Here is a 23,062-nt window from a genome sequence, read left to right as displayed (position 1 = left end):
AAAAGACGTTGATGTGCTGTTCAGACGATGCCCAGCCAGCCGAAGATCCGGTTCGCCCATCCCGCATGGTCCCGGATCAATCTGAATCCCAGATTGTCGGGAGGCGTTCCGACGGCACAGCCTCCGCTTTTTCCGTCGCTGACGAAGTTCGACATATAGGCTCTGTGGCGCCCTTCAAGGACATGGACGCCGCAATTATCGACCGAACTCGCAACGCCGGTTCCATCGGCGGCCAACGTTATGCGGACATAGCAGGTCGACGTCCATTCCCAGACATTGCCGGAGAAGTCCGCGAGGCCTCGGGAATTCACTCCGAAGGAGCCACGGCTCCTGGGCAGGGGGTCCGGTTTGATTTTGAGTTCCACCTCGGCCTTGTAGCTGGTCAGCCAGCGCCTGGCGGGGTTGTTGGCGTCGTCTTCCACGCCCTCGAATTCACCTGCGAACCGCTCAGCCGCGGCAAATGCCCATTCCTCGTCGGATGGCAACCGCCAGTGGTCGCCGGTCGCTTCCGAATACCACCGGGCATAGGCGTCGGCGTCGAGATAGCTCACTCCGGTCACGGGAGCATCGCTCGGGACCGCGCGTGTCTCCTGTGGTGGCTGACAGCCGCCGGCCGCGACACAGGCCGCATAGTCGCCGACGCTGACTTGATAGGTCATGATTTCAAGAGGCTTGTCGAGTTGCCGTTCGAGACGGGGATTGGCTTGCGGGCGTCCGCCTTTCAGGAACTCGCCGGGCATCGGGTAGGTGATGGAACCGGGAAGCAAGGTTGTCATGGCAACGGGGCCGGACTGTCGATGCCCGCCGACTGCCTGCATCGACAGTCCTACCGGTACAGTCGCGGCCGCCATGGCGACCGACACAAGCTTCAAGATGGAAAGCGACATGGCTTTTGTCCAAGCCCGGACAGCATCGCTGTCCGGGCAGTTTTCGGTATCGTCAGTTCAAGGCGATGGGTTTCGGCGCCTCGACCTGCGTCATCAGGTCGTCATTCCACGTGCCTTCGACCATGAAATGAGCGGTCGCCCCGAGTTCCACGGCCTCGATCAGATTGTGATTGACATAGGCGTAGATGCCCGGCTGCAGGAACGTATAAAGCGCCGAACCCGCCGAGCCGCCACGGATGAACCAGGTTTCCAGATCCTTGGCCGGCGGATTGGCGAATTTGCCCTGCTCCCAGACATAATCACCGTGCCCACCGATCAGATGCGGCCGCGTATCGCGGTTGGCCTGCGAATGGACGATCAACACGGTCTCGCCGACCTTGGCCTTCATGGCGTTGTCGCCGGTCAGTGAACCGACCTTGCCGTTGAACACGACATGTGTCGGGATCAGCCCACGCATCACCTTGACGATGTCGTCGTAACCGTCGCCGGCCGACTCGTAGCTCTTGAAGTTGCCCTTCTCGTCGCGCGGGATGTAGAAGTCGTTCTCGCCGATGTAGAAAATCCTGTCGTACTTGATCGGCTTGCCCTCGTCGTTCCTGAGACCGTCGCGCGGCAGGATCATGATCGCGCCGCTCATGCCGGAGACGACATGCCAGGGGATCATCGGACCGCCGGGCGCGCAGTGATAGACGAACGTTCCCGTCCGGGTTGCCTTGAAGCGCAGGGTCACCTGTTCGCCGGGGTTGATCAAGGTGAGGCCGCCGCCGCCCAGCGCACCGGTCGCTGCGTGGAAGTCGATGTTGTGGGCGAGGGAGTTGGTATCGGGGTTGATGAGCGTCAGTTCGACATAGTCGTCCTGGTGCACGACCATCAGCGGGCCAGGAATCGAGCCATTGTAGGTCATGGCATTGAGCTTCGTGCCGTCGGCATCGATGACGACAGGCTTTTCCTCGATCGTCATGGTGAATTCGACGATCTTCGGTCCTGTCTTGGCGACCTGATCGTGCGGATGGACGAAAGGCGGCGCCACAAGCTTGATCTTTTCGCGCGGCAGCGCCTTGATGTCGGCTTGTGTGACCGTTGCGGAAAATGCCGGCATCGCCGCCACGGCGGCAGCGCCAATGGCTGCTCCGAAGAGGGCTTCGCGTCGCGTGAACATGTTAGTCTCCTGTCTCTCAACCGTTGCTGATGGGCAGAACATACCTGAGATGACGCAGCGTCTCTTTGCGTTGGCGCAAACTGGGTGAGTTTCATTGGTTGGCCGGCATGAGCCCTCGACCAAGGGCAACCGTGCGCGTCACATGGTGCGGAGCGCTGGCAACGCGCTGACGGCCGACATCGGTGTCGGCAAAGCCATCCAGATCAGAGGTCCGGCTTGTCGTCCCGATCGATAAGGATCCGCTCGGCGGCTCCGTCGAGATCCTCATATTGACCGCTCCTCAAGGCCCACAGGAAGCCAGCCAGGCCCAGCGCGCCGAGAAAAAGGGCCACGGGTATGAGGTAGACAAGCGTCGTCATGAGGGTTGTGCCAGTTGGTCGCCCCTGGCGCGCCTATCCCGTCGCGCGTCTTGCGCCGGTGCGTTTGCCACAAAGCCTTGCAGGCGTAGCGCATTTCCGATCACAAGCAGCGACGAGGCGGACATGGCGATCGCCGCGATCAGCGGTGTGACGTGGCCTAGGATGGCGATCGGTACCGCGACGGCATTGTAGACGATCGCGATGGCGATGTTCTGACGAATCAGGCTTCCCGCCTTGCGCGAGACGTCCACGGCAAGCGGCACGGCCAGAAGGCTTTCGCGCAGGAACACGAAATCCGCAGCGCTGCGGCCGATGTCGGCCGCGGTGGCCGGAGCGATCGAGACATGCGCCGCGCTCAGTGCCGGCGTGTCGTTGAGCCCATCGCCGACCATCAGGACCTTGTGTTCGGCTTTCGCCAGGGTTTCGATGTGCTCGACCTTGCCGGACGGGAGCAGGGCCGGGACGAAGCTGTCGATGTTCAGCATCTCCGCGACTTTGCCACAAGCCCCGGCGGTATCGCCCGAGAGCATCTCGACCGACACCCCGGCATCCCTCAATTCCAGTATGGCTGCCCTGGCGTCGGCACGCAACGCATCCTCGAAGTCGAAGGTCGCGACAATGATCCCGTCTTTCGTCAGAACCGTTCCGCCATGGCCATGTCTGCCTTCTCCACCGGTTCGCGCCTTCCATCCAGCCCATCCGCGTCGACCCAGCCGCCAGGTGCTTCCCGCCGCGCTGGCTTCAATCCCGAAACCAGGGTGCTCGCTGACGGATTCGAGCTTCGGCCGGCCGGCAAGACCTGCGAAGCCGGCTATGGCCTTTGAATAAGGGTGACGCGAATGCGCGGCCATGTCGGCTGCGATGGCCAGCATGGCTGGATCGATCGACGACGCATTGATGAGACGGGGCTGTCCGAGCGTGAGCGTGCCGGTCTTGTCGAACACCGCCGTATCAATCGTAGCCAGGCGTTCCATGGCCGAACCGTCCTTGACCATGATGCCGTTTTCGAACAGGCGCCGCGCCGCGACCACCTGCACGATCGGTACGGCGAGGCCCAGCGCGCACGGACATGTGATGATGAGAACGGCGATGGCGATGGTCATCGCCCGATGCCAGTCGCCGGTCGCCGCCATCCAGCCAAGGAATGTCGCGAAGGCCGTGAGATGAACCACCGGAGCGTAAAGCGCCGAAACGCGGTCGGCGATGCGGCGGTAATGCGCGCGGCCGCCCTCGGCGGCTTCCATCAGGCGAACCATTTCCGCCAGGAAAGAGTCCTTCGCGGCGGCTGTCGCCTGGATCGTCAGCGGACCGGTAAGGTTGAGCACGCCGGCCTGCACGGATTCCCCCGGCGCCGCGTTTCTGGGCGTGCTCTCGCCGGAAACCAGAGAGCAATCGAGATCCGACGATCCCCGAAGGATCTTTCCGTCGACGGGAATCCTTTCGCCGGCGGCGATCAGCAACTGCATGCCTGGTTCGATCTCGCCAATCGGCAGGTAGTCGCGCGCGCCATCGCCGCGCACCACCATGGCGCCACGCGCCGCCAGTTGCGACAGGCCTTTTACGGCGGTTCGGGCTCGTTCGCGCATCACGTGATCCAGCGTGCGGCCGATCAACAGGAAGAACAGCAACGATACCGACGCATCGAAATAGGCGTGATCGCCATGGTTGATCGTCTCGTAGAGGCTCATGGCGTAGGCGAGTGAGACACCGACCGCGATGGGCACGTCCATGTTCATGCGGCCGTGGCGCAGCGCATTCCAGGCCGAGCGGAAAAAGATGCCGCCGGCGAAGGCAAGCGCCGGGATGGCGATCAGCGCCGAGACCCAGTGGAACAGATCGCGGGTCGGGCCTTCAGCACCGGACCAGACCGAGACCGAAAGCAGCATGATGTTGCCGGCCGCAAAGCCGGCAACCGCGACGGCGCGGATCAGCTCCGCAAGCGTCTTGTCCCTTTCATCGACCTCGGGGGCGAACAGATGTGCCTGGTAGCCGAGCCGCCCAAGCGCGGCGACGAGCGGCGGAACGTCGTCGCCACGCCACTGGACCGAAACCCGTTTGGTCGACAGGTTGACGCGAGCGCTCTCCACGCGATCGAGCTTTCCCAACGCCGTCTCGATCGTTTGGATGCAGGCCGCGCAATGAACCGTCGGAACTGAAAGGTCAGTCTGGTTGAGACCATCGCCGAGCGATCGGCTCGCCAGCTTGATCTCCTGGCTCGACGGCAGGACGGATGTGCCGCTGTCCATATCCAGCGCCATTTCCGCGCCCGGCGCACAACAACTCATTGCAGCGCTCCATGGGAAATCATGATCCTGCGGACCTCGCGATAGGGCTCCGCGAGACCGGCATCGGCGTCCACCTCGACGATCCAGACGCCGTCCTTTGGCATGTGCTGGGCGGCGAATTCCTGGCCGGTGGCGAGGGCGAGCGTGACGGACTTGTCCTCTTTCTCGTAAGCCGGGTGGCGAAACAGCACCTTGACACCATGCAAGGCAACCGGCTTGCCGGCGGCATCAGCGAGGCTGTAGCGGACCTCGCCCCATGCGATGGTCAGCTTGCCGGTCCAGCCGAGGGCTGCCTGCGCCCGCCCTTCCTCGGCCTTTTTGTTGAATTGCTGGCTCGCCACGTAGGTGTTCTCGACGACAAGGCCAGTCCAGCTTGTGTTGGCGAGCGTCGCCAGGGTCAGATTGACCGCGAGGATCACGCCGAAAAAGGCAAGGATGACGGCCAACATGTGCTTGCCGGTGAATTCGCGGGGCTTTTGCGCCTTGGCGGTCATCTGGCGGTCTCCGGTGCGTTGAAGGTGGCGGTGTACTCGTCCGACTCGAAACTCGCCTTGTCCTCGACCCGGAACTTGAAGGTCTGCGCCGTGCCCTGAATCTGACCTGCCGGCTGGCGCACGAAAACCTTCAGCATCTTCAGCCGGTCGGGTTCGACCGAAATCGGGACGGAACGACCGACGGGCACATCGATGCCAACGACGCTCATCTCGGCTCCCTGCAAGCCTTGAATGGTGACGACGATCGTCCTTGGCTCGGGGATCATGTTGAGCAGTTTGACGGTGTAACCGTTGCGGATCGAGCCGTCGGACAACGTGACGAACTGCGGATTGCGGTCATGCAGCACGTGACTTCGAGCCGGTCGCGCGTCAGCAGCGAATAGAGCAGGCCCAGGCCGATCAGCGACCACATAGCCATGTAGACGTAGGTGCGCGGCCGGAAGATCTTGCGGATATGAAAATGGGCCACCTTGTCGGAGAACGTGCCATCTGCCGTCCTGACCAGCGCCGGATTGACGGAGCTGGAACCGCCAGCGGTCGCCAGCATCATGTTGGCGTTGTAGTCGGAGAGCGTCGCGTAGGAGATCAGCCCGCGCTCCCTGCCGAGCTTGTCCATGATGCCGTCGCAGGCGTCGATGCAAAGCGCGCAGGTTATGCATTCGAGCTGCTGGCCATCACGAATGTCGATTCCCATCGGGCAGACCGCGACGCAGGCATTGCAGTCGACGCAGTCGCCGACGGGCTGCCCTGCGGCAAGGATCTTCTTGGCGTGACGCGAGCGCGGCTCGCCGCGCCAGTCATTGTAGGTGACGGTGAGGGAATTCTCGTCGAGCATGGCCGCCTGGATGCGCGGCCACGGGCACATGTAGGTGCAGACTTGCTCGCGCATCAGCCCGCCGAACGTATAGGTCGTTGCCGTCAGCACGGCGACGGTGATGTAGGCGACGGGCGCCGCGGTGCCGGTGAAGAGCTCGACAGCCAGCGTCGGCGCATCGGCGAAATAGAAGATCCAGGCGCCGCCGGTCGCCGCGCCTATGACCAGCCAGATGGCGTGTTTCGATACCCGCAGCACGAGTTTGCGGACGGTCCACGGCCCGGCATCGAGCTTCATGCGCGCATTGCGATCACCCTCGATGGCCCGCTCGACGACCAGAAACAGATCGACCCATACGGTCTGTGGGCATGTGTAGCCGCACCAGGCACGTCCGACAGTCGACGTGATCAGGAAAAGACCGACACCGGCCATGACCAGCAGGCCGGCCACATAGTAGAACTCCTGCGGCCAGATCTCGATGAAGAAGAAGTAGAATCGCCGGTTGGCGAGATCAAGCAGCACGGCCTGGTCCGGGGCGAATGGGCCACGATCCCATCGCAACCACGGCGTCAGATAGTAGATGCCCAGCGTGATTGCCATCACCAGCCACTTGAAGCGGCGAAAGCTGCCTGAGGCGCGTTTCGGGAATATCTTCTTGCGTGCCGCGTAAAGTGGCTGACGGGTCTTGGCGGAGTTGACCGCCTCGGCTTCGAGCCGTTCTACCTGTGTGTTGTCCAGCACGAGTATCTCCAATCGCGCAACCGATGGTTTGCCGTGCAACCGGACATTCCCGATTCTACTGGCGTCCTGAGTGCCGCGCGTCGGCGAAGCTTTGCCGCATGGCAAGCCGCACCGCGTTGATGCAAGTCAAACCGGGTCGCCGGAATGCAAATCGAGGCCCGGCTCAGCCGGGCCTCGTCGCCTGGGCGACGATGGCCAGAGAATGGGCCCCCGCTTCCTATTCTCCACCGCCAAGCGAATGCACATAGACCGCCAGTTCCTTGACCTTGGTTTCGCCCAGGCGCGCGCCCCAGGCCGGCATCACGCCGTGTTTCGGCGCACGGACCTGGGCGGCGATGGCTGCTTCGCCGGGTCCGTAGAGCCAGATCGCATCGGTCAGGTCGGGGGCGCCGAGTTCCTTGTTGCCTTTCGCGTTGTCGCCGTGACAGGCCACGCAATTTTCCGCAAAGACCTTGGCGCCGGGCGCGACCAATGCCTGATCGCTGACAGTGCCGGACAGGCTGGCGACGTAAGCGCTGACCTGTTGGATCTGGTCGGCGGTGATGACGTCGCCAAAGGCAGGCATTTCGGACACGCGGGTATCCGTATCGGACGCGAAGCGAATGCCGTGCGTGATCGTCTGCTGGATCTGCTCGGCCTTGCCGCCCCACAGCCAGTCGTCATCGTTCAGGTTGGGAAAGCCCTTGGATCCTTGCGCGCCGGAGCCGTGGCACTGCACGCAATTGACTTTGAACGCGGCGCTACCGGCGGCGATGGCGAATTCGCGCAACGCATCGTCGGAGGCGATCTCGGACACGGTTTTCGATTGAATTGCCGCGACATACTTGCCCTTGGCAACCTCGGCCGCCGCCAGCTCGTTGCCGACGTCGTTACGGCTCGAATAGCCGAGCACACCCTTGGTTGCCGAGGTCAGCATCGGCCATGCCGGGTACGCAATGGTATAGCCGATCGCCCAGACGATGGTGATGTAGAACGTTATGATCCACCAGCGCGGAAGCGGATTGTTGAGCTCCCTGATGCCGTCCCACTCATGGCCAGTGGTCGAGACACCAGTGACCTCGTCGATATGCTCGTTGCTCATCGTCAATCGTCCTTGAGAGGAATACGGGCGGCTTCGTCCGCTTGGCCGCGGCTGCCGGGGCGGAATGCGAAGGCGACTGCGCCGACAAAGAAGAGAGCCATGGCAACCAGGCCCCAGCTGTCGGCAAACTCTCGCATCAAATTGTAATCCATCGATAAAACTCCTCAGCGATAGCCGGCGGCTTCGTCGTAGTTCTTGAAATCGACCAAGGTGCCGAGCATCTGCAGGTAGGCGACGAGGGCATCCATTTCGGTGACCTGTTGCGGGTTGCCGTCGAAGTCGCCGATCTTGGCCTTGGGGTAGCGGGTCTCAAGACCGGATGTATCGGCGTTGGGATCGGCTTGCGCCATCAGGTCGGCATTGGCGTGAGCGATCATGTCATCGGTGTAGGGGACGCCGACCCGCCCATTGGCGACCAGATGTGTCGAGAAATCCTTCACCTCGATCGGCTGGTCCTTCAGGAACGCGTAGCTCGGCATGATCGATTCCGGCACCACCGAACGCGGATCCGTAAGGTGCTGAACGTGCCATCCATTCGAGTAGCGATCGCCAACCCGGGCGAGGTCCGGCCCGGTTCGCTTCGATCCCCACTGGAAAGGATGATCGTACATCGACTCGGCCGCCAGGCTGTAGTGACCATAGCGTTCGACTTCGTCCCGGAACGGCCTGATCATCTGGCTGTGGCAGAGATAGCAGCCTTCGCGCACATAGATGTTGCGTCCGGCGAGTTCGAGCGGCGAATAGGGCCGCATGCCCTCGACCTTTTCGATCGTATTGTCGAGATAGAAGAGCGGTGCGATCTCGACGATGCCGCCGACGGTCACCACAAGAAGAGAGCCAACGAGAAGAAGCGTGGCGTTCTTCTCGATGATTGCGTGTCTGTCCATCAAGCCCATTTTCTGGCTCCTTATTCGGCAGGCTGAAGGGCGGGAACGGAGCCGGGCATTGGCTCCTCCTCGCGCTGGTGTCCGAGGATGGTCATGGTGACGTTCCAGGCCATGATCAGAGCGCCGGAGAGGTACATCGCCCCGCCGACGGCGCGCATGACGTAGTAGGGGTGCATGGCGGCGACGGTTTCAGCGAAGGAGTAGACCAGGAAACCTTGCTCGTCGTATTCGCGCCACATCAGGCCCTGCATGATGCCGGACACCCACATCACCGCGGCGTAGACGACGATACCGAGCGTCGCCAGCCAGAAGTGCCAGGTGACCAGCCGCAGCGAATAGAGCCGGTCGCGGTTCCACAGCTTCGGCACCATGTAGTAGATCGCGCCGAACGAGATCATGCCCACCCAGCCGAGCGCACCTGAGTGCACGTGGCCAATGGTCCAGTCGGTATAATGCGACAGCGAATTGACCGTCTTGATCGACATCATCGGGCCTTCGAAGGTCGACATGCCGTAGAAGGCGATAGCCATCACCATCATGCGGATGATCGGATCGGTGCGGAGCTTGTCCCAAGCGCCGGACAGCGTCATCAAGCCGTTGATCATGCCGCCCCATGACGGCATCCACAGCATGATCGAGAACACCATGCCGAGCGTCTGCGCCCAGTCGGGCAGGGCGGTGTAGTGGAGATGGTGCGGACCGGCCCAGATGTAGAGGAAGATCAGCGCCCAGAAGTGGATGATCGAGAGACGATAGGAGTAGATCGGCCGGTTCGCCTGCTTGGGCACGAAGTAATACATCATGCCGAGGAAGCCGGCGGTGAGGAAGAAGCCGACCGCGTTGTGACCGTACCACCATTGCGTCAGCGCATCCTGGACACCGGAAAAAGCGGAGTAGCTCTTGGAGCCCAGGAATGACGCTGGCATCGACAGGTTATTGACCACATGCAGCATCGCAATGGTGACGATGAAGGAGAGGTAGAACCAGTTGGCGACGTAGATATGCGGCTCCTTGCGCTTCAGGATCGTGCCAAGGAACAGGATGAGATAGGCGACCCAGACGATGGTCAGCCAGATGTCCACGTACCATTCGGGTTCGGCGTATTCGCGGCTCTCGGTGATGCCGAGCAGATAGCCGGTCGCGGCCATGACGATGAAAAGCTGATATCCCCAGAACACGAACCAGGCGAGGCCGCCGCCAAACAGCCGCGCGCGGCTGGTGCGCTGCACCACATACAAGGACGTGCAGAGCAGCGCATTGCCGCCGAAGGCAAAGACGACGGCGGATGTGTGCAATGGCCGCAGCCGGCCGAAGTTCAACCAGGGTTGGATATTGAGGTCCGGATAAGCGAGCTGCAGCGCGATGATCACGCCGACCAGCATGCCGACAACACCCCAGAACATGGTGGCGATGGCGCCGTAGCGGATCGGCCCATCCATGTAGGCCGATGGGTCAACCGCGGCCGCCCGCGCGAAACTGGTGTTGCGAAGAAGAACAACGGTAAAGCCCACCAGCACGGCGAACAGCACCCACATATGCTGGCGAAAGGGTTCGTCCACGCCAAACCCGGCCGCCACCAGGGCCGCAAACGCGAACAGGCCTAGAGCCACGATTTCAGTGCCGAATTTCATGACATATCCCCGACCTCAGATTCCGATTCGCGGACATCAATCCGCGGCAGCACCATTTAGCAGCGGCTTTGTCGCCGCCTTGATCCATGTCAAAGCTCGGCACGTTCGGATTGGGCAGCGTCGGTCTCTCAAACGACCGGGAGGTTGCCATTGAATTCGGAGAAAGCGCGAGGATCGCCGCTGTTTGAAAACCGCCGCGAAATTTCCACGCTGGCTGGACGATTCGACAGGGAGGCCGTGCCCGCAGCCGTGATGAGGCGCGCGCATGGCGAGAAACTGCGGCTCTGCGATACCCTAGAGAAAATCGCCGATGCGTTGCCAGGCGTCGATCCCCTGATGTGTCTCAGCACGGCCAACGCGATCTTGCCGCTTTTGCGCAACATTCATCAATATGAAGAGAAGATCATTTTCCCCGCCTACGAAGAGGCGGTGGTCGGCAGCGATGCGAACCTTGCCTCAACCCGGCGGTTGCGGGCCGAACATGTGGAAGACGAGTGCTTTGCCGGCGAGGTGACTGAAATTCTGCTCGCGATCGGTCACGGCAGGCCTGTCGAGAATCCAGAGGCCATAGGCTTCATGCTGCGCGGTTTCTTCGAAAGCATGCGCAGGCACATTGCATTTGAACGCGAGCATGTCTTGCCGATGATCGGGATCGCGGACGCGCGCTAGGCCCCGGAGCGGCGCTCCAGGCGGCTCAGGCTTTCCACCGTCACATGTCGATTGTTTTCGATCCGGATTACGCCCTCCGCCCGCAGTCTGGTCAACTGGCGGCTCACCGTCTCGATCGTCAGGCCGAGAAAATCGGCGATGTCGGCGCGTGTGAGCGGCAGATCGAAGCTCGTCGAATTGGTGGCTGGATCAGTTGCAGGATCGATATTCCTGGCAATCATCAGCAGAAAGCTCGCCACTTTCTCCGAAGCGGTCTTGCGTCCCAGCGTCACCATCCACTCGCGTGCTTCGTCGAGCTCCTTCAGCGTCTGCTTGAGCAGGCGATGCTCAAGCTCCGGCGACTCCCTCATCATCCTTTCGATGGACGCCTTTGGAAATGAACACAGGGAGACGGCTGTTGCCGCTTCGGCGTTGATCTCGCTTTCAACCTTGAAAGGTCGCCCCAGAAAATCGGGGGCGAACTGGAGGCCGACGATCTGCTGACGTCCGTCCGAAAGGCCTTTTGTCAGCTTCACCACGCCGGAAAGCACGTTGGAATAGCTGTTGACGGTCTCGGCATCGCCGATCAGTTCTGCTCCTGGTTCAATCGTGTACCTCGATGAGGTCTTGGAGAGCGCGACCAACTGGTCGGGGTCAAGCGCACCGCAAACGCCGCGATGCCTTGCCTCGCAGGATTGGCAAAGCACGGGAATGCCGGCGCTGTGAACATCTTGACGCACTGTCATCGCGGTTGTCCGTGGATCCAGAATGCCGGCAAGATAGCATCGGCCATTGAAAATGCCTTGCGGCAGTTTGTCCGTTGAAGAGGCTTTGACCGAAATCAAGGCATTGGCGTGCCGATGCGGCCATTTCCTCGACCATAAAAACATAGGGATCGTGACATGCGACCGGAACTAGCTGCCAGACTTGGCGAGAACGTGCCGCGCTACACCAGTTATCCGACCGCGCCGCATTTCCATGCGGGGGTCGATGCCGCTGTCTGTCGAGGCTGGCTGGAAGCGCTCGGGAACGGCGATGAGATTTCACTCTATCTGCATATCCCCTACTGCGACAGGCTCTGCTGGTTTTGCGCCTGCCATACCAAGCAGACACGTCACTATGAACCGGTGACCGCCTATCTCCGTTCGTTGCATGCGGAGATCGACACGGTTGCCCGTATCGTCGCCGGCAAGGCCGGGGTGCGTGCTGTCCACCTCGGCGGCGGCTCTCCGACGATGCTGAAGCCCGAGGACATGGTGGCGCTGGGTGCGGCATTGCGCGCCAGCTTCGATTTTCTTCCAGACGCCAGGATCAGTGTCGAAATCGAACCCAACGATATGGACGACGGACGCCTCGACGCACTCGCCGAAATCGGCATGACGCGAGCGAGCCTCGGCGTACAGGATTTCGATCCGAAGGTGCAGAAGGCGATCAACCGCGAGCAGAGCTTCCTGCTGACCAAGGCTGTCGTCGACGGGGTTCGCTCACGCGGTGTAAAGTCCGTGAACCTCGATCTGCTTTACGGCTTGCCGCATCAGACCAGGGAGAGCGTCTCCTCCACCGTCGAGCAGGCGCTGACCCTGGAGCCAGACCGGATAGCGCTTTTTGGCTACGCCCATGTGCCGTGGTTCAAGAAACATCAAACGATGATCGACGAGGCATGGTTGCCCGGTCCCGTGGAGCGTTTTGCGCAATCGCAACTGGCCGCGCGGGCGATCGTCGACAAGGGATACGAGGCCATCGGGCTCGACCATTTCGCAAAACCCGGCGATGCGCTGGCGGTCGCGTCCCGCTCGGGGACATTGCACCGGAACTTCCAGGGCTACACCGAGGATCGCTGCGAAACCCTGATCGGCCTCGGCCCGTCATCCATCAGCCAATTTCGCCAAGGCTATGCGCAGAACATGCCTTCAACCGCCGAGTATGGACGCATGGTCGCAGGCGGCGGACTGGCCGCGATCCGTGGCATCGCATTGTCCGATGATGATCGCGTCCGTGGCTGGATCATCGAGCGCCTGATGTGCGATTTCGCCTTCTCGGCAATCGATCTGGTGGAGCGCTTCGGCGAGCGCGGCCAACGGCTCCTTCTCGAGGCAAGTTCCATGGCTCTCAAAAATCCCGACCGGTTGCTTGAGCTGGACGGCGACTGTTTCGTCGTGCCGGCGGAAAGTCGCCCCTTTGTCAGAAGCATTGCCGCGAAGTTCGACAAATATCTCGAAACCGGGAAGAGCAGGCATTCAGTGGCGGTCTGACATTCAGTGGCGGTCCGACAATGGACCCCTTCAGAAATGCTCCCCCGCCTTGAACGGGCCGATGCGCGTTCCGGCAGCGATCAGATAGGCGGTAGACCAGCCGATAAGCAGAAACCCGTTCACGCCTTCGAGCGCCGCCAGCATACGCCATCCATGAGCAGGCACGACGTCGCCATAGCCAACCGTGGCAAAGGTGATGGTTGAAAAGTACAGGGCGGTTTCGAAGTCGACGAAGATATCGAGCAACCGGTACAGCCCGGCCCAAAGCCAGACCTCGGTGGTCATGACGGCGAAAAGCCCCATCACCACGCTGATCATAGCAACAGTGCGGCTGCGACGCCCATGCATGCGAAACCGCGCGACAAGGTATCCCATCGCATGCGTGATAGCGATGAGGCCAAAGGTGTGGACCAGGACTGTCAGACTTATGATGACGGTGCCGATGAGCAGATTGAGGACCATATGCGGAAGGTAGAAATCACAACCGCGTCCTTCCTTGCGCGAAATCAAATCCGGGCGGCTTTCGAGCGTTGAACCGGCAGGTTTCGCCGACAGGCTGTCGACGCAAAGCCGTGACGGGCAAAATCGGCGCCCTGAACGGTCGAGTTTGGCACCGTGTTGACCGAAAGTGTTCGGATGGGCTGGCGGATTTGCAGGCTCCGAATGCCGGACTGACGGTCCTTGACCTTCGCAACAACGTCGACTAGCTAGGTCAGTGTATGCGGGTATGGTGAAATGGTATCACAAGAGCCTTCCAAGCTCACAGTGCGGGTTCGATTCCCGCTACCCGCTCCAAAGGCCTACGCCAAGTACCTCTGACCTGACGTCCCGTTGTACGCCAAAGCGTTCAATCAAGCGGGTATCCTGCCGCGCACGGGCGTGAACGCTTCGAGGGCGCGCTATTGGCTCCCGGACGGAATATCGGGAGGCGGTATTCGCTCCAGACCTTCATCCTTACCAACGCTTTGCGCCCGGTGACGGGTGCTATGCGACGACGGTCAGCCTGCGCTGGCGCTGATCCAGCGACACGATGGTCAGTCCGCTGCCGACAACCAGCAGGATGCCGCAGACGGCAAGTGCATTGGGGAATTGCCCGAACACCAGCAGGCCCGAAATGACCGCCCAGACGGTGAAACAGTAATAGAACGGCGCCACGGCGCTGGTTGGCCCGACGCGATAGGCCATGAAGATGAAGAAGTGACCGAAGATCAGGAAAAATCCGGCGCCGGCCATCAGCAGCAGGTGGCGCGTCTCGGGCATCACCCAGCGCTCTGAGACCAGATGCGCGGCCCCTGCGCCGATCAGCACCACCACGACGGCGGAAATCGCCACGATCATCCCCGGCACCTCGGCCGAGACCCGCCTGCCGGCAAGGTCGCGCGCCGCCGCCAGCGCCGCGTTGCCCAGCGCCAGCAAGGCGTAGACCGAAATGCCTTGCATGGTCGGTTGCGCCACCATCAGCGCGCCGATGAAGCCGAGCCCGATCAGCGCCATGCGCTGGCCGCCGATCCGCTCGCCAAACAGGATCGACGAGCCGACCAGCATCAAGAGTGGCGTGATCTGTCCGAGCGCGGTCGAATCCGCGATCTGCATGTTGGCGAGCGCCACCACGTAACAGAGGATCGCCGCCAGCTCGAGCAGGTTCCTGCGCAGCACGCGCTTGTCGAAGATCAGCGGAATCTGTTTGCCGTAGCCGAGCGCGAACAGCAGCGGGAAGCCCCAGAGCGTTGCGGCCGCGCCGCGCAGAAACAGCACTTCGTAGGACGGCAGGCCTGACGTTGCGAGTTTCATCATCGTATCGTTGACGAGATACGACCCGGTCGAAATGATCATGAACAGCGGGCCGCGAACGGTCGTCGGAAGGAAATGCATCCAGTCAGGAGATCAGACCTGGATGATGACCGCAATGGGCCATGAGCTGGCCGTGTATCAGACAGTGGTGGGCAAGGACGAGGACGCAATCGGCTTCGTTCGATCGGTCTCTCGCCCATTTCATTCCTCCGCGGGCATTCCTATATCAGCGCCACATCCCGCAACCGGATCTCGGGTTCGGACCGAGTGAGACGGCGCCCGGCCAAAAGACGCTTGTGTTTTTTGACCTTTGTCGCTAATCGCCCCGCATTCGACTGAACTGAAGGTCAAGGCCGTCCAAGGAAAGAGACTATGGCAAAAGGTAAATTCGAGCGCACTAAGCCTCATGTGAACATCGGCACGATTGGTCACGTTGACCATGGCAAGACGTCGCTGACGGCGGCGATCACGAAGTATTTTGGCGAATACAAGCGCTATGACCAGATCGATGCGGCGCCGGAAGAGAAGGCGCGCGGCATCACGATCTCGACGGCTCACGTTGAATACGAGACGGCCAACCGCCACTACGCTCACGTCGACTGCCCCGGCCACGCCGACTATGTGAAGAACATGATCACCGGTGCCGCGCAGATGGACGGCGCGATCCTGGTTGTTTCGGCTGCCGACGGCCCGATGCCGCAGACCCGCGAGCACATCCTGCTTGCCCGCCAGGTCGGCGTGCCGTCGATCGTCGTGTTCCTGAACAAGGTCGACCAGGTCGACGACGCCGAGCTGCTCGAACTGGTCGAGCTCGAGGTTCGCGAGCTTCTGACCAAGAACGAGTTCCCCGGCGACGACATTCCGATCGTCAAGGGTTCGGCGCTGGCTGCGTTGGAAGATTCGGACAAGAAGATCGGCGAGGACGCGATCCGCGAGCTGATGGCGGCGGTCGATGCCTACATCCCGACGCCGGTTCGTCCGCTCGACAAGCCGTTCCTGATGCCGATCGAGGACGTATTCTCGATCTCGGGCCGTGGCACGGTGGTGACCGGCCGCGTCGAGCGCGGCGTGGTCAAGGTCGGCGAGGAGCTGGAGATCATCGGCATCCGTCCGACGACCAAGACGACTTGCACGGGCGTCGAGATGTTCCGCAAGCTGCTCGACCAGGGCCAGGCTGGCGACAACATCGGCGCGCTGCTGCGCGGCGTTGACCGTGAAGGTGTCGAGCGCGGCCAGGTTCTGGCCAAGCCCGGCACGGTGAAGCCGCACAAGAAGTTCGTGGCCGAAGCCTACATCCTGACCAAGGACGAGGGTGGCCGCCACACGCCGTTCTTCACCAACTACCGTCCGCAGTTCTATTTCCGCACGACCGACGTGACCGGCATCGTGTCGCTGCCGGAAGGCACCGAGATGGTGATGCCGGGCGACAACATCACGGTCGATGTCGAGCTGATCGTGCCGATCGCCATGGAAGAGAAGCTGCGCTTCGCCATCCGTGAAGGCGGCCGTACCGTCGGTGCCGGCATCGTCGTCACCATCAAAGAGTAATCGAGGCCGGCATTTGCCGGGTTGGATTCGAGATAGAAAGGGCGGTCCTTGGGCCGCCCTTTTCTTTTGATCTTCTTTTGATCGGTTGCCCATATTGTTGCCCGAACCTGTTGCAAGCCCTTGGACCTTGTCTAGTATGGTTGCATCGAGGGGCTTTTCCCAAATGCTTCCAGTGCGCCTTCCCCATCGTCAGGCATTGTGGTTGCTGAGGCTGATCTGCCTGCTGGCGTTGCTTGTGATGGGGCATTCGGCCTTTGCGACGGATACAACTCCGAACCCCGGTCCGACGATGCGGTTTGTCGTTGTCCGCAGCAATGCACCGGGTTGCGAGCCGATCTGCCCGGAATGGATCTCGGCTGAAGGCTCGATAGAAGCCGCAACGCCAGCTCTCTTCAAACGCATGCTGAAGACGCTTGGCGGGCGAAAACTGCCGATCGTCGTGGATTCTCCCGGCGGCAATGTCGATGCGGCGCTGACTCTTGGCCGGCTGATCCGCAAGAACAAGCTCGATGTCGCCGTCGGCAAGACCTGGTTCGATGGCTGTCTGCCCGATGTGAAGGACTGCACTGCGAATGACGGCAAGGGTGCCCGTTATTTCGGTGAGCCCTATGCCAGCGGTTCGATGTGCAATTCCGCCTGTCCGCTGATGTTTGCCGGCGGTGTCCGGCGTATCGTCGGCGAATGGGCCTATCTTGGTGTTCATCAGATCACCACGACCTATGTCCGCACGAAACTGCAATATCGCACCACCTATCGCGTCGTGGGGGGCAAGAAGAAGATACTCAACTCAAAGATCGTCAGCCGAAAGAATGCCGGCAGCTACAAGACCTATGAGATGAGCAAGGCGGTGGAGAAAAGGCTGACGGCTTATCTGGACGAGATGGGTGTCGACCAGGGCGTGCTCGAAACGATGAAGAGCACGCCGGCCAGCGAAATCCGCCAGATCAGCCTCGATGACATGCTGACGATGAAGCTGGCCACCAGCAAGGACGCTGTAGACCTGTTGACCAGCGCAAGCCTGTGCCTGCCCGACCAGTTGGCTCCGAACTGCCGGGAAATACCGGCGAGCAAGCCTGCCGGCGGCCCGACGGCCGCAGCCAAACCCTCGCCGCCACCGGTGGAGGGCGCACAAAGCGATGAAGACATGCGCTTTGTCGTGGTTCGCGGCAGCAATCCGCTCTGCAATCCCGACTGCCCGGAATGGATCTCGGCGCAAGGCGCGATTACGCCCCAGACCCCGCAGAAGCTGCGCCAGTTGCTGGCCACGCTTGGCGACCGGCGGCTGCCTGTGGTGATCAGTTCGCGGGGAGGCGACCTGTTTGGCGCTCTGGCGGCTGGACGACTTATCCATGAAAAGAAGCTCGACGTCGCCGTTGGCCGCACCGATTTCGTTGGCTGCGACCCGGTAGAGGCGGATTGTGCGGCCGAAGATGGCGCCTATGCGGGGCTGAGCATCGATGCGGGAGTGGAGTGCGGTTCGGCCTGCGCGCTCATGCTTGCCGGCGGCGTCAGGCGGCTTGTCGGTCCCCAGGCGCGGCTTGGCCTGCACCTGACGGGGCAGAAGCAGGTGGTCAAGGCTTTCCTGGAGGAGATGGCGATCGATCCTGGCCTGTTCACGGCGATTGAGCGACGCCCGGTCGAGCGTCGGCTTGAACCCGACATGATGCTGAAGGTCGGACTGACAACGGGACCGCAATCGGTCGACGCGCTGACCGGCGCCACCATCTGCAAGGCTGTTCCCAGGCCCGAAAATTGCCGGATCCTGCCATCCGCCAATGCCGAGGCCGACGCGCCCGCCAAATTGTAGCGCGTGGCGGCAACTGGCCATCGAGGTAGGTTGAGCCATGCTGGATTCTTCCGCTATCGTCGCTGCTGGCGGCGCCGGGGCTGGCGGAGGATAGAGAATGAGCGAGGATATCCCGACACTCTACGAATGGGCCGGCGGCATTGAGGCCCTGAACCGGCTGACCCAGACTTTCTATGACAAGGTGGCGCAAGACCCGATCGTCGGACCGGTGTTCCGGACCATGTCGCCCGATCACCCCGCCCACGTCGCGGCATTCATCGGCGAGGTTTTCGGCGGGCCGAAAACCTACAGCGAAAAATTTGGTGGCCACCGCGAGATGGTCATGCATCATCTGGGCAAGCATCTGACGGAGGAGCAGCGTCGCCGCTGGATCAATCTTCTGGCCGATGCCGCCGACGCGGTTGGCCTGCCCGACGATCCTGAATTCCGATCGGCCTTCATGGGCTATGTCGAATGGGGATCGCGGCTGGCCAAGATGAATTCCAATCTCGGCGAGACCTGCGACCCCGAGACGGAACCGATGCCCGCCTGGGGCTGGGGTGTGCCTGGCGGGCCGTATCGAGTGCCGGACGCCAAATAGCTTCCAGTCGCCACGGAAGGCCGATGCCGGAAGATACGAAGATCGTGCGCTGGCGCGAGTGGGACGGCCCCGGTCTCGAACACCTTGTGTTGCGGGAGCGGGCAGGGGAGATTTCGGCCGACTCCGTCGTCATCTGTTCCGGCGAAACGCCCTTCGCCGTCCGCTATCGCATCGTCTGCGACGTCGGTTGGCGTGCCAGGAGCGTCACTGTCGACATGATCGGCACCGGCCAGACACTTGTTCTTGCCTCCGATGGCGATGGTCACTGGACCAGGGACGGCTTGCCGATGCCCGAGCTTGGCGGCGTTCTCGACCCTGATCTCACCGTCACCCCGTTCACCAACACGCTGCCGATCCGGCGATTGCGGCTGTCCACCGGGCAGAGTGCCGAGATCATCACTGCTTTCGTCGATTTCCCGGCGCTCACCGTGATGAGCAACCCGCAGCGCTACACATGCCTCGAAGAGGGCAGGCGATATCTCTATGAATCGCGCGCCAGCGACTTCAGGCGTGAGCTTGAGATCGACCGCGATGGGCTGGTCGTCAGCTATCCAGATTTCTGGCAAAGGGGTTAAGGCGCGTTTGCTTGCAAACCACTCTTTACAGAGCGTGCGGAAGCTTTTAGGAAGCGCCTGCTGCGCCGACATGCGCACGATACGGGCATAGCTCAGTTGGTAGAGCGGCGGTCTCCAAAACCGCAGGTCGTAGGTTCGAGCCCTGCTGCCCGTGCCATTTCTCGAAATGGCCATCAAAGAACGATATTTCTGCCGGCGCGCCTTTGAAAATTGGCGACCCGCTTGCCATATTAGACCGACTGAGGCATAAGAGCCCCATAGCCGGGACGGAACGACTGGATGGTTCCGAGGCGGCGTTTGGTCATAAAGCGGACACTTGCCACTTGCGTGGATCAAGAATCGGTTTTATGTAGACGAAACAGACACGCGACGCGTGGAGCTGGGAAGCCGGCTTTACGCGTCTGATTTGCATGGGCGAAATGATTGCGCTGATTCGGCGCTAACTTGAGCTCAGGCGGCACGTCCCGGCCAGCGGGATCATCCAGGAGACCCGGCCAACGGGTCTTGAAGACAGAGCGGCATATGGCTTCGAAAACCACAAATCCTTTCGTCTTTCTCCAGCAGGTTCGCGCGGAGACCGCCAAGGTGACTTGGCCGTCGCGGCGCGAGACGATGATCTCGACGGTGATGGTTCTGGCCTTCGCTGTGATTGCGATGATCTTTTTCTTCACCGCCGATCAGCTCATGGGCCTTGCGGTCGAACAGATTCTGGGCATCGGACGCTAAGTCCGGCGATTACGGAGAAGTCTTGAAATGACCGCGCGCTGGTACATCGTCCACGCCTATTCGAACTTTGAAAAGAAGGTCGCCGAGGACATCGTCAACAAGGCCAAGCAGAAGGGCCTTTCCGCCGATATCGAGCAGATCGTGGTGCCGACCGAGAAGGTCGTCGAGGTTCGTCGCGGCCGCAAGGTCGATGCCGAGCGCAAGTTCTTCCCGGGCTATGTGCTCATCAAGGCCAACCTGACCGACGCTGTCTTCTCATTGGTGAAGAACACGCCGAAGGTCACCGGCTTCCTGGGCGACTCCAAGCCGGTGCCGATCACCGAGGTCGAGGCCCAGCGCATCCTGAACCAGGTGCAGGAGGGCGTCGAGAGGCCGAAGCCGTCGGTCACGTTCGAGATCGGCGAGGCGATCCGCGTTTCGGATGGTCCCTTCGCGTCGTTCAACGGTTTCGTCCAGGAAGTGGACGAGGAGCGGGCGCGGCTCAAGGTGGAAGTTTCGATCTTCGGGCGCGCCGTGCCTGTCGATCTGGAATTCGGACAGGTCGAAAAGGGCTGATCCGGAACCCCTGGCGCCGGTTTGGCGATCAGGGGAGACGGCGCAAGCAATTGCGCGGTCTTGAGAACGGTGGGAGGCGAAGGCGGCTTAGCCGGCCGCGGGAACCGCACCACCAGACTGCAACCGCCGGGGTTTCCCAGATAGTGGGGTCCGGCACAGACAAAGGCAGGAAAAGAGATGGCTAAGAAAATTGCAGGCCAGCTCAAGCTCCAGGTGAAAGCGGGATCGGCCACGCCGTCTCCCCCGATCGGCCCGGCGCTTGGTCAGCGTGGCATCAACATCATGGAATTCTGCAAGGCGTTCAACGCGCAGACCCAGGAAATGGAAAAGGGATCGCCGATTCCGGTCGTCATCACCTACTACCAGGACAAGTCCTTCACCTTCGTCATGAAGACGCCGCCGGTGAGCTACTTCCTGAAGAAGGCGGCGAACCTGACGTCGGGTTCGAAGGAGCCGGGCAAGATCAAGGCCGGCACGATCGGCCGCGACAAGGTGCGCGCCATCGCCGAGCAGAAGATGAAGGATCTGAACGCAAACGACGTCGAGGCGGCCATGCGCATGGTCGAGGGCTCCGCCCGCTCGATGGGTCTGGAAGTGGTGGGCTAAGATCATGGCAAAGATTGCAAAGCGTGTATCGAAGACCCGCGAAGGCATTGATCCCAACAAGGCTTATGCCCTGGGTGAAGCGCTGAAGCTGCTCAAGGACCGTTCTTCGGTCAAGTTCGACGAGACCATCGAAGTCGCCATGAACCTCGGTGTTGATCCTCGTCATGCCGACCAGATGGTCCGCGGCGTGGTCAATCTGCCGAACGGCACCGGCCGCTCGGTTCGTGTCGCCGTGTTCGCACGTGGCGACAAGGCCGAGGAAGCCAAGGCCGCTGGCGCCGACATCGTCGGTGCCGAGGATCTGGTCGACATCGTCCAGAAGGGCACGATCGATTTCGATCGCTGCATCGCCACGCCGGACATGATGCCGCTGGTCGGCCGTCTTGGTAAGGTGCTCGGCCCGCGCGGCATGATGCCGAACCCGAAGGTTGGCACCGTCACCACCGACGTCGCCGCCGCCGTCAAGGCGTCGAAGGGTGGCGCTGTGGAGTTCCGCGTCGAAAAGGCCGGCATCGTCCATGCTGGCGTTGGCAAGGTTTCGTTCGAGGTCAAGGCCTTGGAAGAGAACATCCGCGCCTTCACCGACGCGGTGAACAAGGCAAAGCCGGCTGGCGCCAAGGGCAACTACGTCAAGAAGGTGTCGGTCACCTCGACGATGGGCCCGGGCCTCAAGCTCGACGTCGCGACGCTCGCCGCGTCCTGATACGACCATCCGGATCGGCTGCTACATAGCTGATCTGCAAAGAATTCCGGGCCTCGGATTTATCCTGGGCCCGGTGCCGGAAGTCGAAAGGCTTCCGGACATCCTGTCCGAGATTGCAGGCGGCCCAAAAGCCTTAATTCATGTGGGCCTGCATGAGACGGGTGAAGACCTGACAAAGGAGCAAGTGCTCCAATGAAAGGTTCGAACCGTGTTTGCCTTTTGTCTGCGCATCGTCGGCTTGGCCGTCGGTGTGGCGAAAGGGGGCAGGATCCTCGAGCGTCGTTCGGGAGATCCGTTACTGGATGGCCCGGCCGACAAAAGGCAACCCGACGCCTGTCCTCGTGAATGGGAATGTTCCCGTTAACAGGATGGGGGCAACTGGAGATAGGCAGTGGACAGAGCGGAAAAACGCGAACTCGTCACGGGCCTGAACGGTGCGTTCTCGAACGCAGGTTCAGTGGTCGTGGCCCACTACGCCGGTATCACCGTCGCGCAAATGAACGACCTTCGGTCGAAAATGCGCGCCGCCGGTGGCACCGTCAAAGTCGCGAAGAACCGTCTCGCCAAAATCGCTCTTCAGGGCACGGACTCCGCATCGATCATCGACCTGTTCAAGGGACAGACGCTGATCGCTTATTCGGAGGATCCGATTGCGGCGCCGAAGGTCGCGTCCGATTTCGCCAAGGGAAATGACAAGCTCGTCATTCTCGGCGGCGCAATGGGCACCACCTCGCTCAACGCCGACGGTGTGAAGGCACTCGCCACACTTCCGTCGCTCGACGAGCTGCGCGCCGGGCTGGTTGGCATGATCGCCACGCCGGCAACCCGGATCGCCCAGATCGTCAATGCGCCAGCGGCCTCGGTCGCGCGCGTCATCGGCGCTTACGCCCGGAAGGACGAGGCGGCATGAGGCCGTTCCTCGCTATCACAAAC

Annotated in this window: 23 protein-coding genes, 2 tRNA genes and 1 pseudogene; 13 read left to right on the top strand and 13 right to left on the bottom strand. The window is 61.6% G+C overall.

The window, feature by feature from the left end; translation table 11 throughout:
- Positions 1-20: 20 nt before the first annotated feature.
- The 10 genes and pseudogenes from AC56QQ_RS19480 to ccoN all read right to left on the bottom strand — a co-directional run bounded on the left by AC56QQ_RS19480 (position 21) and on the right by ccoN (position 10,338).
- Entirely contained in the window at positions 21-887 is an 867-nt protein-coding gene (locus AC56QQ_RS19480; protein ID WP_497123047.1) for an SUMF1/EgtB/PvdO family nonheme iron enzyme, read from the bottom strand.
- Between the two features lie 52 nt (positions 888-939).
- Complete coding sequence (gene nirK, locus AC56QQ_RS19475; protein ID WP_489861213.1) at positions 940-2,046, bottom strand: copper-containing nitrite reductase; 1,107 nt, start codon at positions 2,044-2,046, stop codon at positions 940-942.
- A gap of 203 nt (positions 2,047-2,249) precedes the next feature.
- Entirely contained in the window at positions 2,250-2,405 is a 156-nt protein-coding gene (gene ccoS / locus AC56QQ_RS19470; protein WP_091586331.1) for a cbb3-type cytochrome oxidase assembly protein CcoS, read from the bottom strand.
- A complete protein-coding gene (locus tag AC56QQ_RS19465) occupies positions 2,402-4,690 on the bottom strand; it encodes a heavy metal translocating P-type ATPase (RefSeq protein WP_497123046.1) in 2,289 nt (762 codons plus the stop codon). The genes ccoS and AC56QQ_RS19465 overlap by 4 nt, the downstream gene beginning before the upstream one ends.
- Entirely contained in the window at positions 4,687-5,184 is a 498-nt protein-coding gene (locus AC56QQ_RS19460; protein WP_489861215.1) for a FixH family protein, read from the bottom strand. Before AC56QQ_RS19460 ends, AC56QQ_RS19465 begins: the two co-directional genes overlap by 4 nt.
- A pseudogene (gene ccoG / locus AC56QQ_RS19455) lies at positions 5,181-6,739 on the bottom strand (cytochrome c oxidase accessory protein CcoG). Before ccoG ends, AC56QQ_RS19460 begins: the two are co-directional and overlap by 4 nt.
- A gap of 217 nt (positions 6,740-6,956) precedes the next feature.
- The gene (gene ccoP / locus AC56QQ_RS19450; protein ID WP_497123045.1) at positions 6,957-7,820 is read right to left on the bottom strand and encodes a cytochrome-c oxidase, cbb3-type subunit III; all 864 of its coding nucleotides are present in this window, start codon (positions 7,818-7,820) and stop codon (positions 6,957-6,959) included.
- A 2-nt stretch (positions 7,821-7,822) separates the two neighbouring features.
- Positions 7,823-7,972 (bottom strand): cbb3-type cytochrome c oxidase subunit 3, encoded by a 150-nt coding sequence (locus tag AC56QQ_RS19445; RefSeq protein WP_091586321.1) that lies wholly within the window; start codon positions 7,970-7,972, stop codon positions 7,823-7,825.
- A gap of 12 nt (positions 7,973-7,984) precedes the next feature.
- Complete coding sequence (ccoO, locus tag AC56QQ_RS19440) at positions 7,985-8,716, bottom strand: cytochrome-c oxidase, cbb3-type subunit II (RefSeq protein WP_497123044.1); 732 nt, start codon at positions 8,714-8,716, stop codon at positions 7,985-7,987.
- 11 nt (positions 8,717-8,727) lie between these two features.
- Positions 8,728-10,338: a cytochrome-c oxidase, cbb3-type subunit I gene (ccoN, locus tag AC56QQ_RS19435; protein ID WP_497123043.1), complete on the bottom strand. Its 1,611-nt coding sequence runs from the start codon at positions 10,336-10,338 to the stop codon at positions 8,728-8,730.
- A 252-nt stretch (positions 10,339-10,590) separates the two neighbouring features.
- Between ccoN and AC56QQ_RS19430 the strand changes: the two genes are divergently transcribed.
- On the top strand, positions 10,591-11,007 hold the full coding sequence (locus AC56QQ_RS19430) for a hemerythrin domain-containing protein (protein ID WP_497129060.1): 417 nt from the start codon (positions 10,591-10,593) through the stop codon (positions 11,005-11,007).
- Here the strand turns inward: AC56QQ_RS19430 and AC56QQ_RS19425 are convergent.
- Positions 11,004-11,732 (bottom strand): Crp/Fnr family transcriptional regulator, encoded by a 729-nt coding sequence (locus tag AC56QQ_RS19425; protein ID WP_091586372.1) that lies wholly within the window; start codon positions 11,730-11,732, stop codon positions 11,004-11,006. The genes AC56QQ_RS19430 and AC56QQ_RS19425 overlap by 4 nt on opposite strands.
- 156 nt (positions 11,733-11,888) lie before the next feature.
- Here AC56QQ_RS19425 and hemN point away from each other — a divergent pair, with 156 nt between their 5' ends.
- Entirely contained in the window at positions 11,889-13,238 is a 1,350-nt protein-coding gene (hemN, locus tag AC56QQ_RS19420; RefSeq protein WP_497123042.1) for an oxygen-independent coproporphyrinogen III oxidase, read from the top strand.
- A gap of 30 nt (positions 13,239-13,268) precedes the next feature.
- Here the strand turns inward: hemN and AC56QQ_RS19415 are convergent, their stop codons facing one another.
- A complete protein-coding gene (locus tag AC56QQ_RS19415) occupies positions 13,269-13,748 on the bottom strand; it encodes a potassium channel family protein (protein ID WP_489861221.1) in 480 nt (159 codons plus the stop codon).
- Between the two features lie 211 nt (positions 13,749-13,959).
- On the opposite strand from AC56QQ_RS19415, the gene AC56QQ_RS19410 reads away from it, so the two are divergent.
- A tRNA-Gly gene (locus AC56QQ_RS19410) sits at positions 13,960-14,033 on the top strand.
- 189 nt (positions 14,034-14,222) lie between these two features.
- Here AC56QQ_RS19410 and AC56QQ_RS19405 read toward each other — a convergent pair.
- Entirely contained in the window at positions 14,223-15,110 is an 888-nt protein-coding gene (locus AC56QQ_RS19405) for a DMT family transporter (RefSeq protein ID WP_489861222.1), read from the bottom strand.
- 291 nt (positions 15,111-15,401) lie between these two features.
- On the opposite strand from AC56QQ_RS19405, the gene tuf reads away from it, so the two are divergent.
- The 10 genes from tuf to rplJ all read left to right on the top strand — a co-directional run bounded on the left by tuf (position 15,402) and on the right by rplJ (position 23,039).
- Complete coding sequence (gene tuf / locus AC56QQ_RS19400) at positions 15,402-16,577, top strand: elongation factor Tu (protein WP_256753628.1); 1,176 nt, start codon at positions 15,402-15,404, stop codon at positions 16,575-16,577.
- Positions 16,578-16,740: 163 nt separating this feature from the next.
- Positions 16,741-18,384, top strand: a complete 1,644-nt coding sequence (locus AC56QQ_RS19395; protein WP_497129057.1) for a COG3904 family protein — start codon at positions 16,741-16,743, stop codon at positions 18,382-18,384.
- Positions 18,385-18,481: 97 nt separating this feature from the next.
- Entirely contained in the window at positions 18,482-18,964 is a 483-nt protein-coding gene (locus AC56QQ_RS19390) for a group II truncated hemoglobin (protein WP_497123041.1), read from the top strand.
- Positions 18,965-18,987: 23 nt separating this feature from the next.
- Complete coding sequence (locus tag AC56QQ_RS19385; protein WP_497123040.1) at positions 18,988-19,539, top strand: putative glycolipid-binding domain-containing protein; 552 nt, start codon at positions 18,988-18,990, stop codon at positions 19,537-19,539.
- An 81-nt stretch (positions 19,540-19,620) separates the two neighbouring features.
- Positions 19,621-19,696 (top strand) — tRNA-Trp (locus AC56QQ_RS19380).
- A 365-nt stretch (positions 19,697-20,061) separates the two neighbouring features.
- The gene (gene secE / locus AC56QQ_RS19375; RefSeq protein WP_013531408.1) at positions 20,062-20,265 is read left to right on the top strand and encodes a preprotein translocase subunit SecE; all 204 of its coding nucleotides are present in this window, start codon (positions 20,062-20,064) and stop codon (positions 20,263-20,265) included.
- Positions 20,266-20,292: 27 nt separating this feature from the next.
- The gene (gene nusG, locus AC56QQ_RS19370) at positions 20,293-20,820 is read left to right on the top strand and encodes a transcription termination/antitermination protein NusG (protein ID WP_256753630.1); all 528 of its coding nucleotides are present in this window, start codon (positions 20,293-20,295) and stop codon (positions 20,818-20,820) included.
- Positions 20,821-20,997: 177 nt separating this feature from the next.
- Entirely contained in the window at positions 20,998-21,426 is a 429-nt protein-coding gene (gene rplK, locus AC56QQ_RS19365; protein WP_006333334.1) for a 50S ribosomal protein L11, read from the top strand.
- 4 nt (positions 21,427-21,430) lie between these two features.
- Positions 21,431-22,129, top strand: a complete 699-nt coding sequence (gene rplA / locus AC56QQ_RS19360; RefSeq protein ID WP_091586448.1) for a 50S ribosomal protein L1 — start codon at positions 21,431-21,433, stop codon at positions 22,127-22,129.
- A 391-nt stretch (positions 22,130-22,520) separates the two neighbouring features.
- Positions 22,521-23,039, top strand: coding sequence for a 50S ribosomal protein L10 (rplJ, locus tag AC56QQ_RS19355; RefSeq protein WP_497123039.1), 519 nt, complete (start codon positions 22,521-22,523; stop codon positions 23,037-23,039).
- Positions 23,040-23,062: the final 23 nt, after the last annotated feature.

The sequence above is a fragment of the Mesorhizobium sp. RCAM 05099 genome (assembly GCF_059683685.1).
The sequence above is the reverse complement of the archived record's forward strand: the minus strand, read 5'-3'. Positions and strand labels throughout refer to the sequence as shown.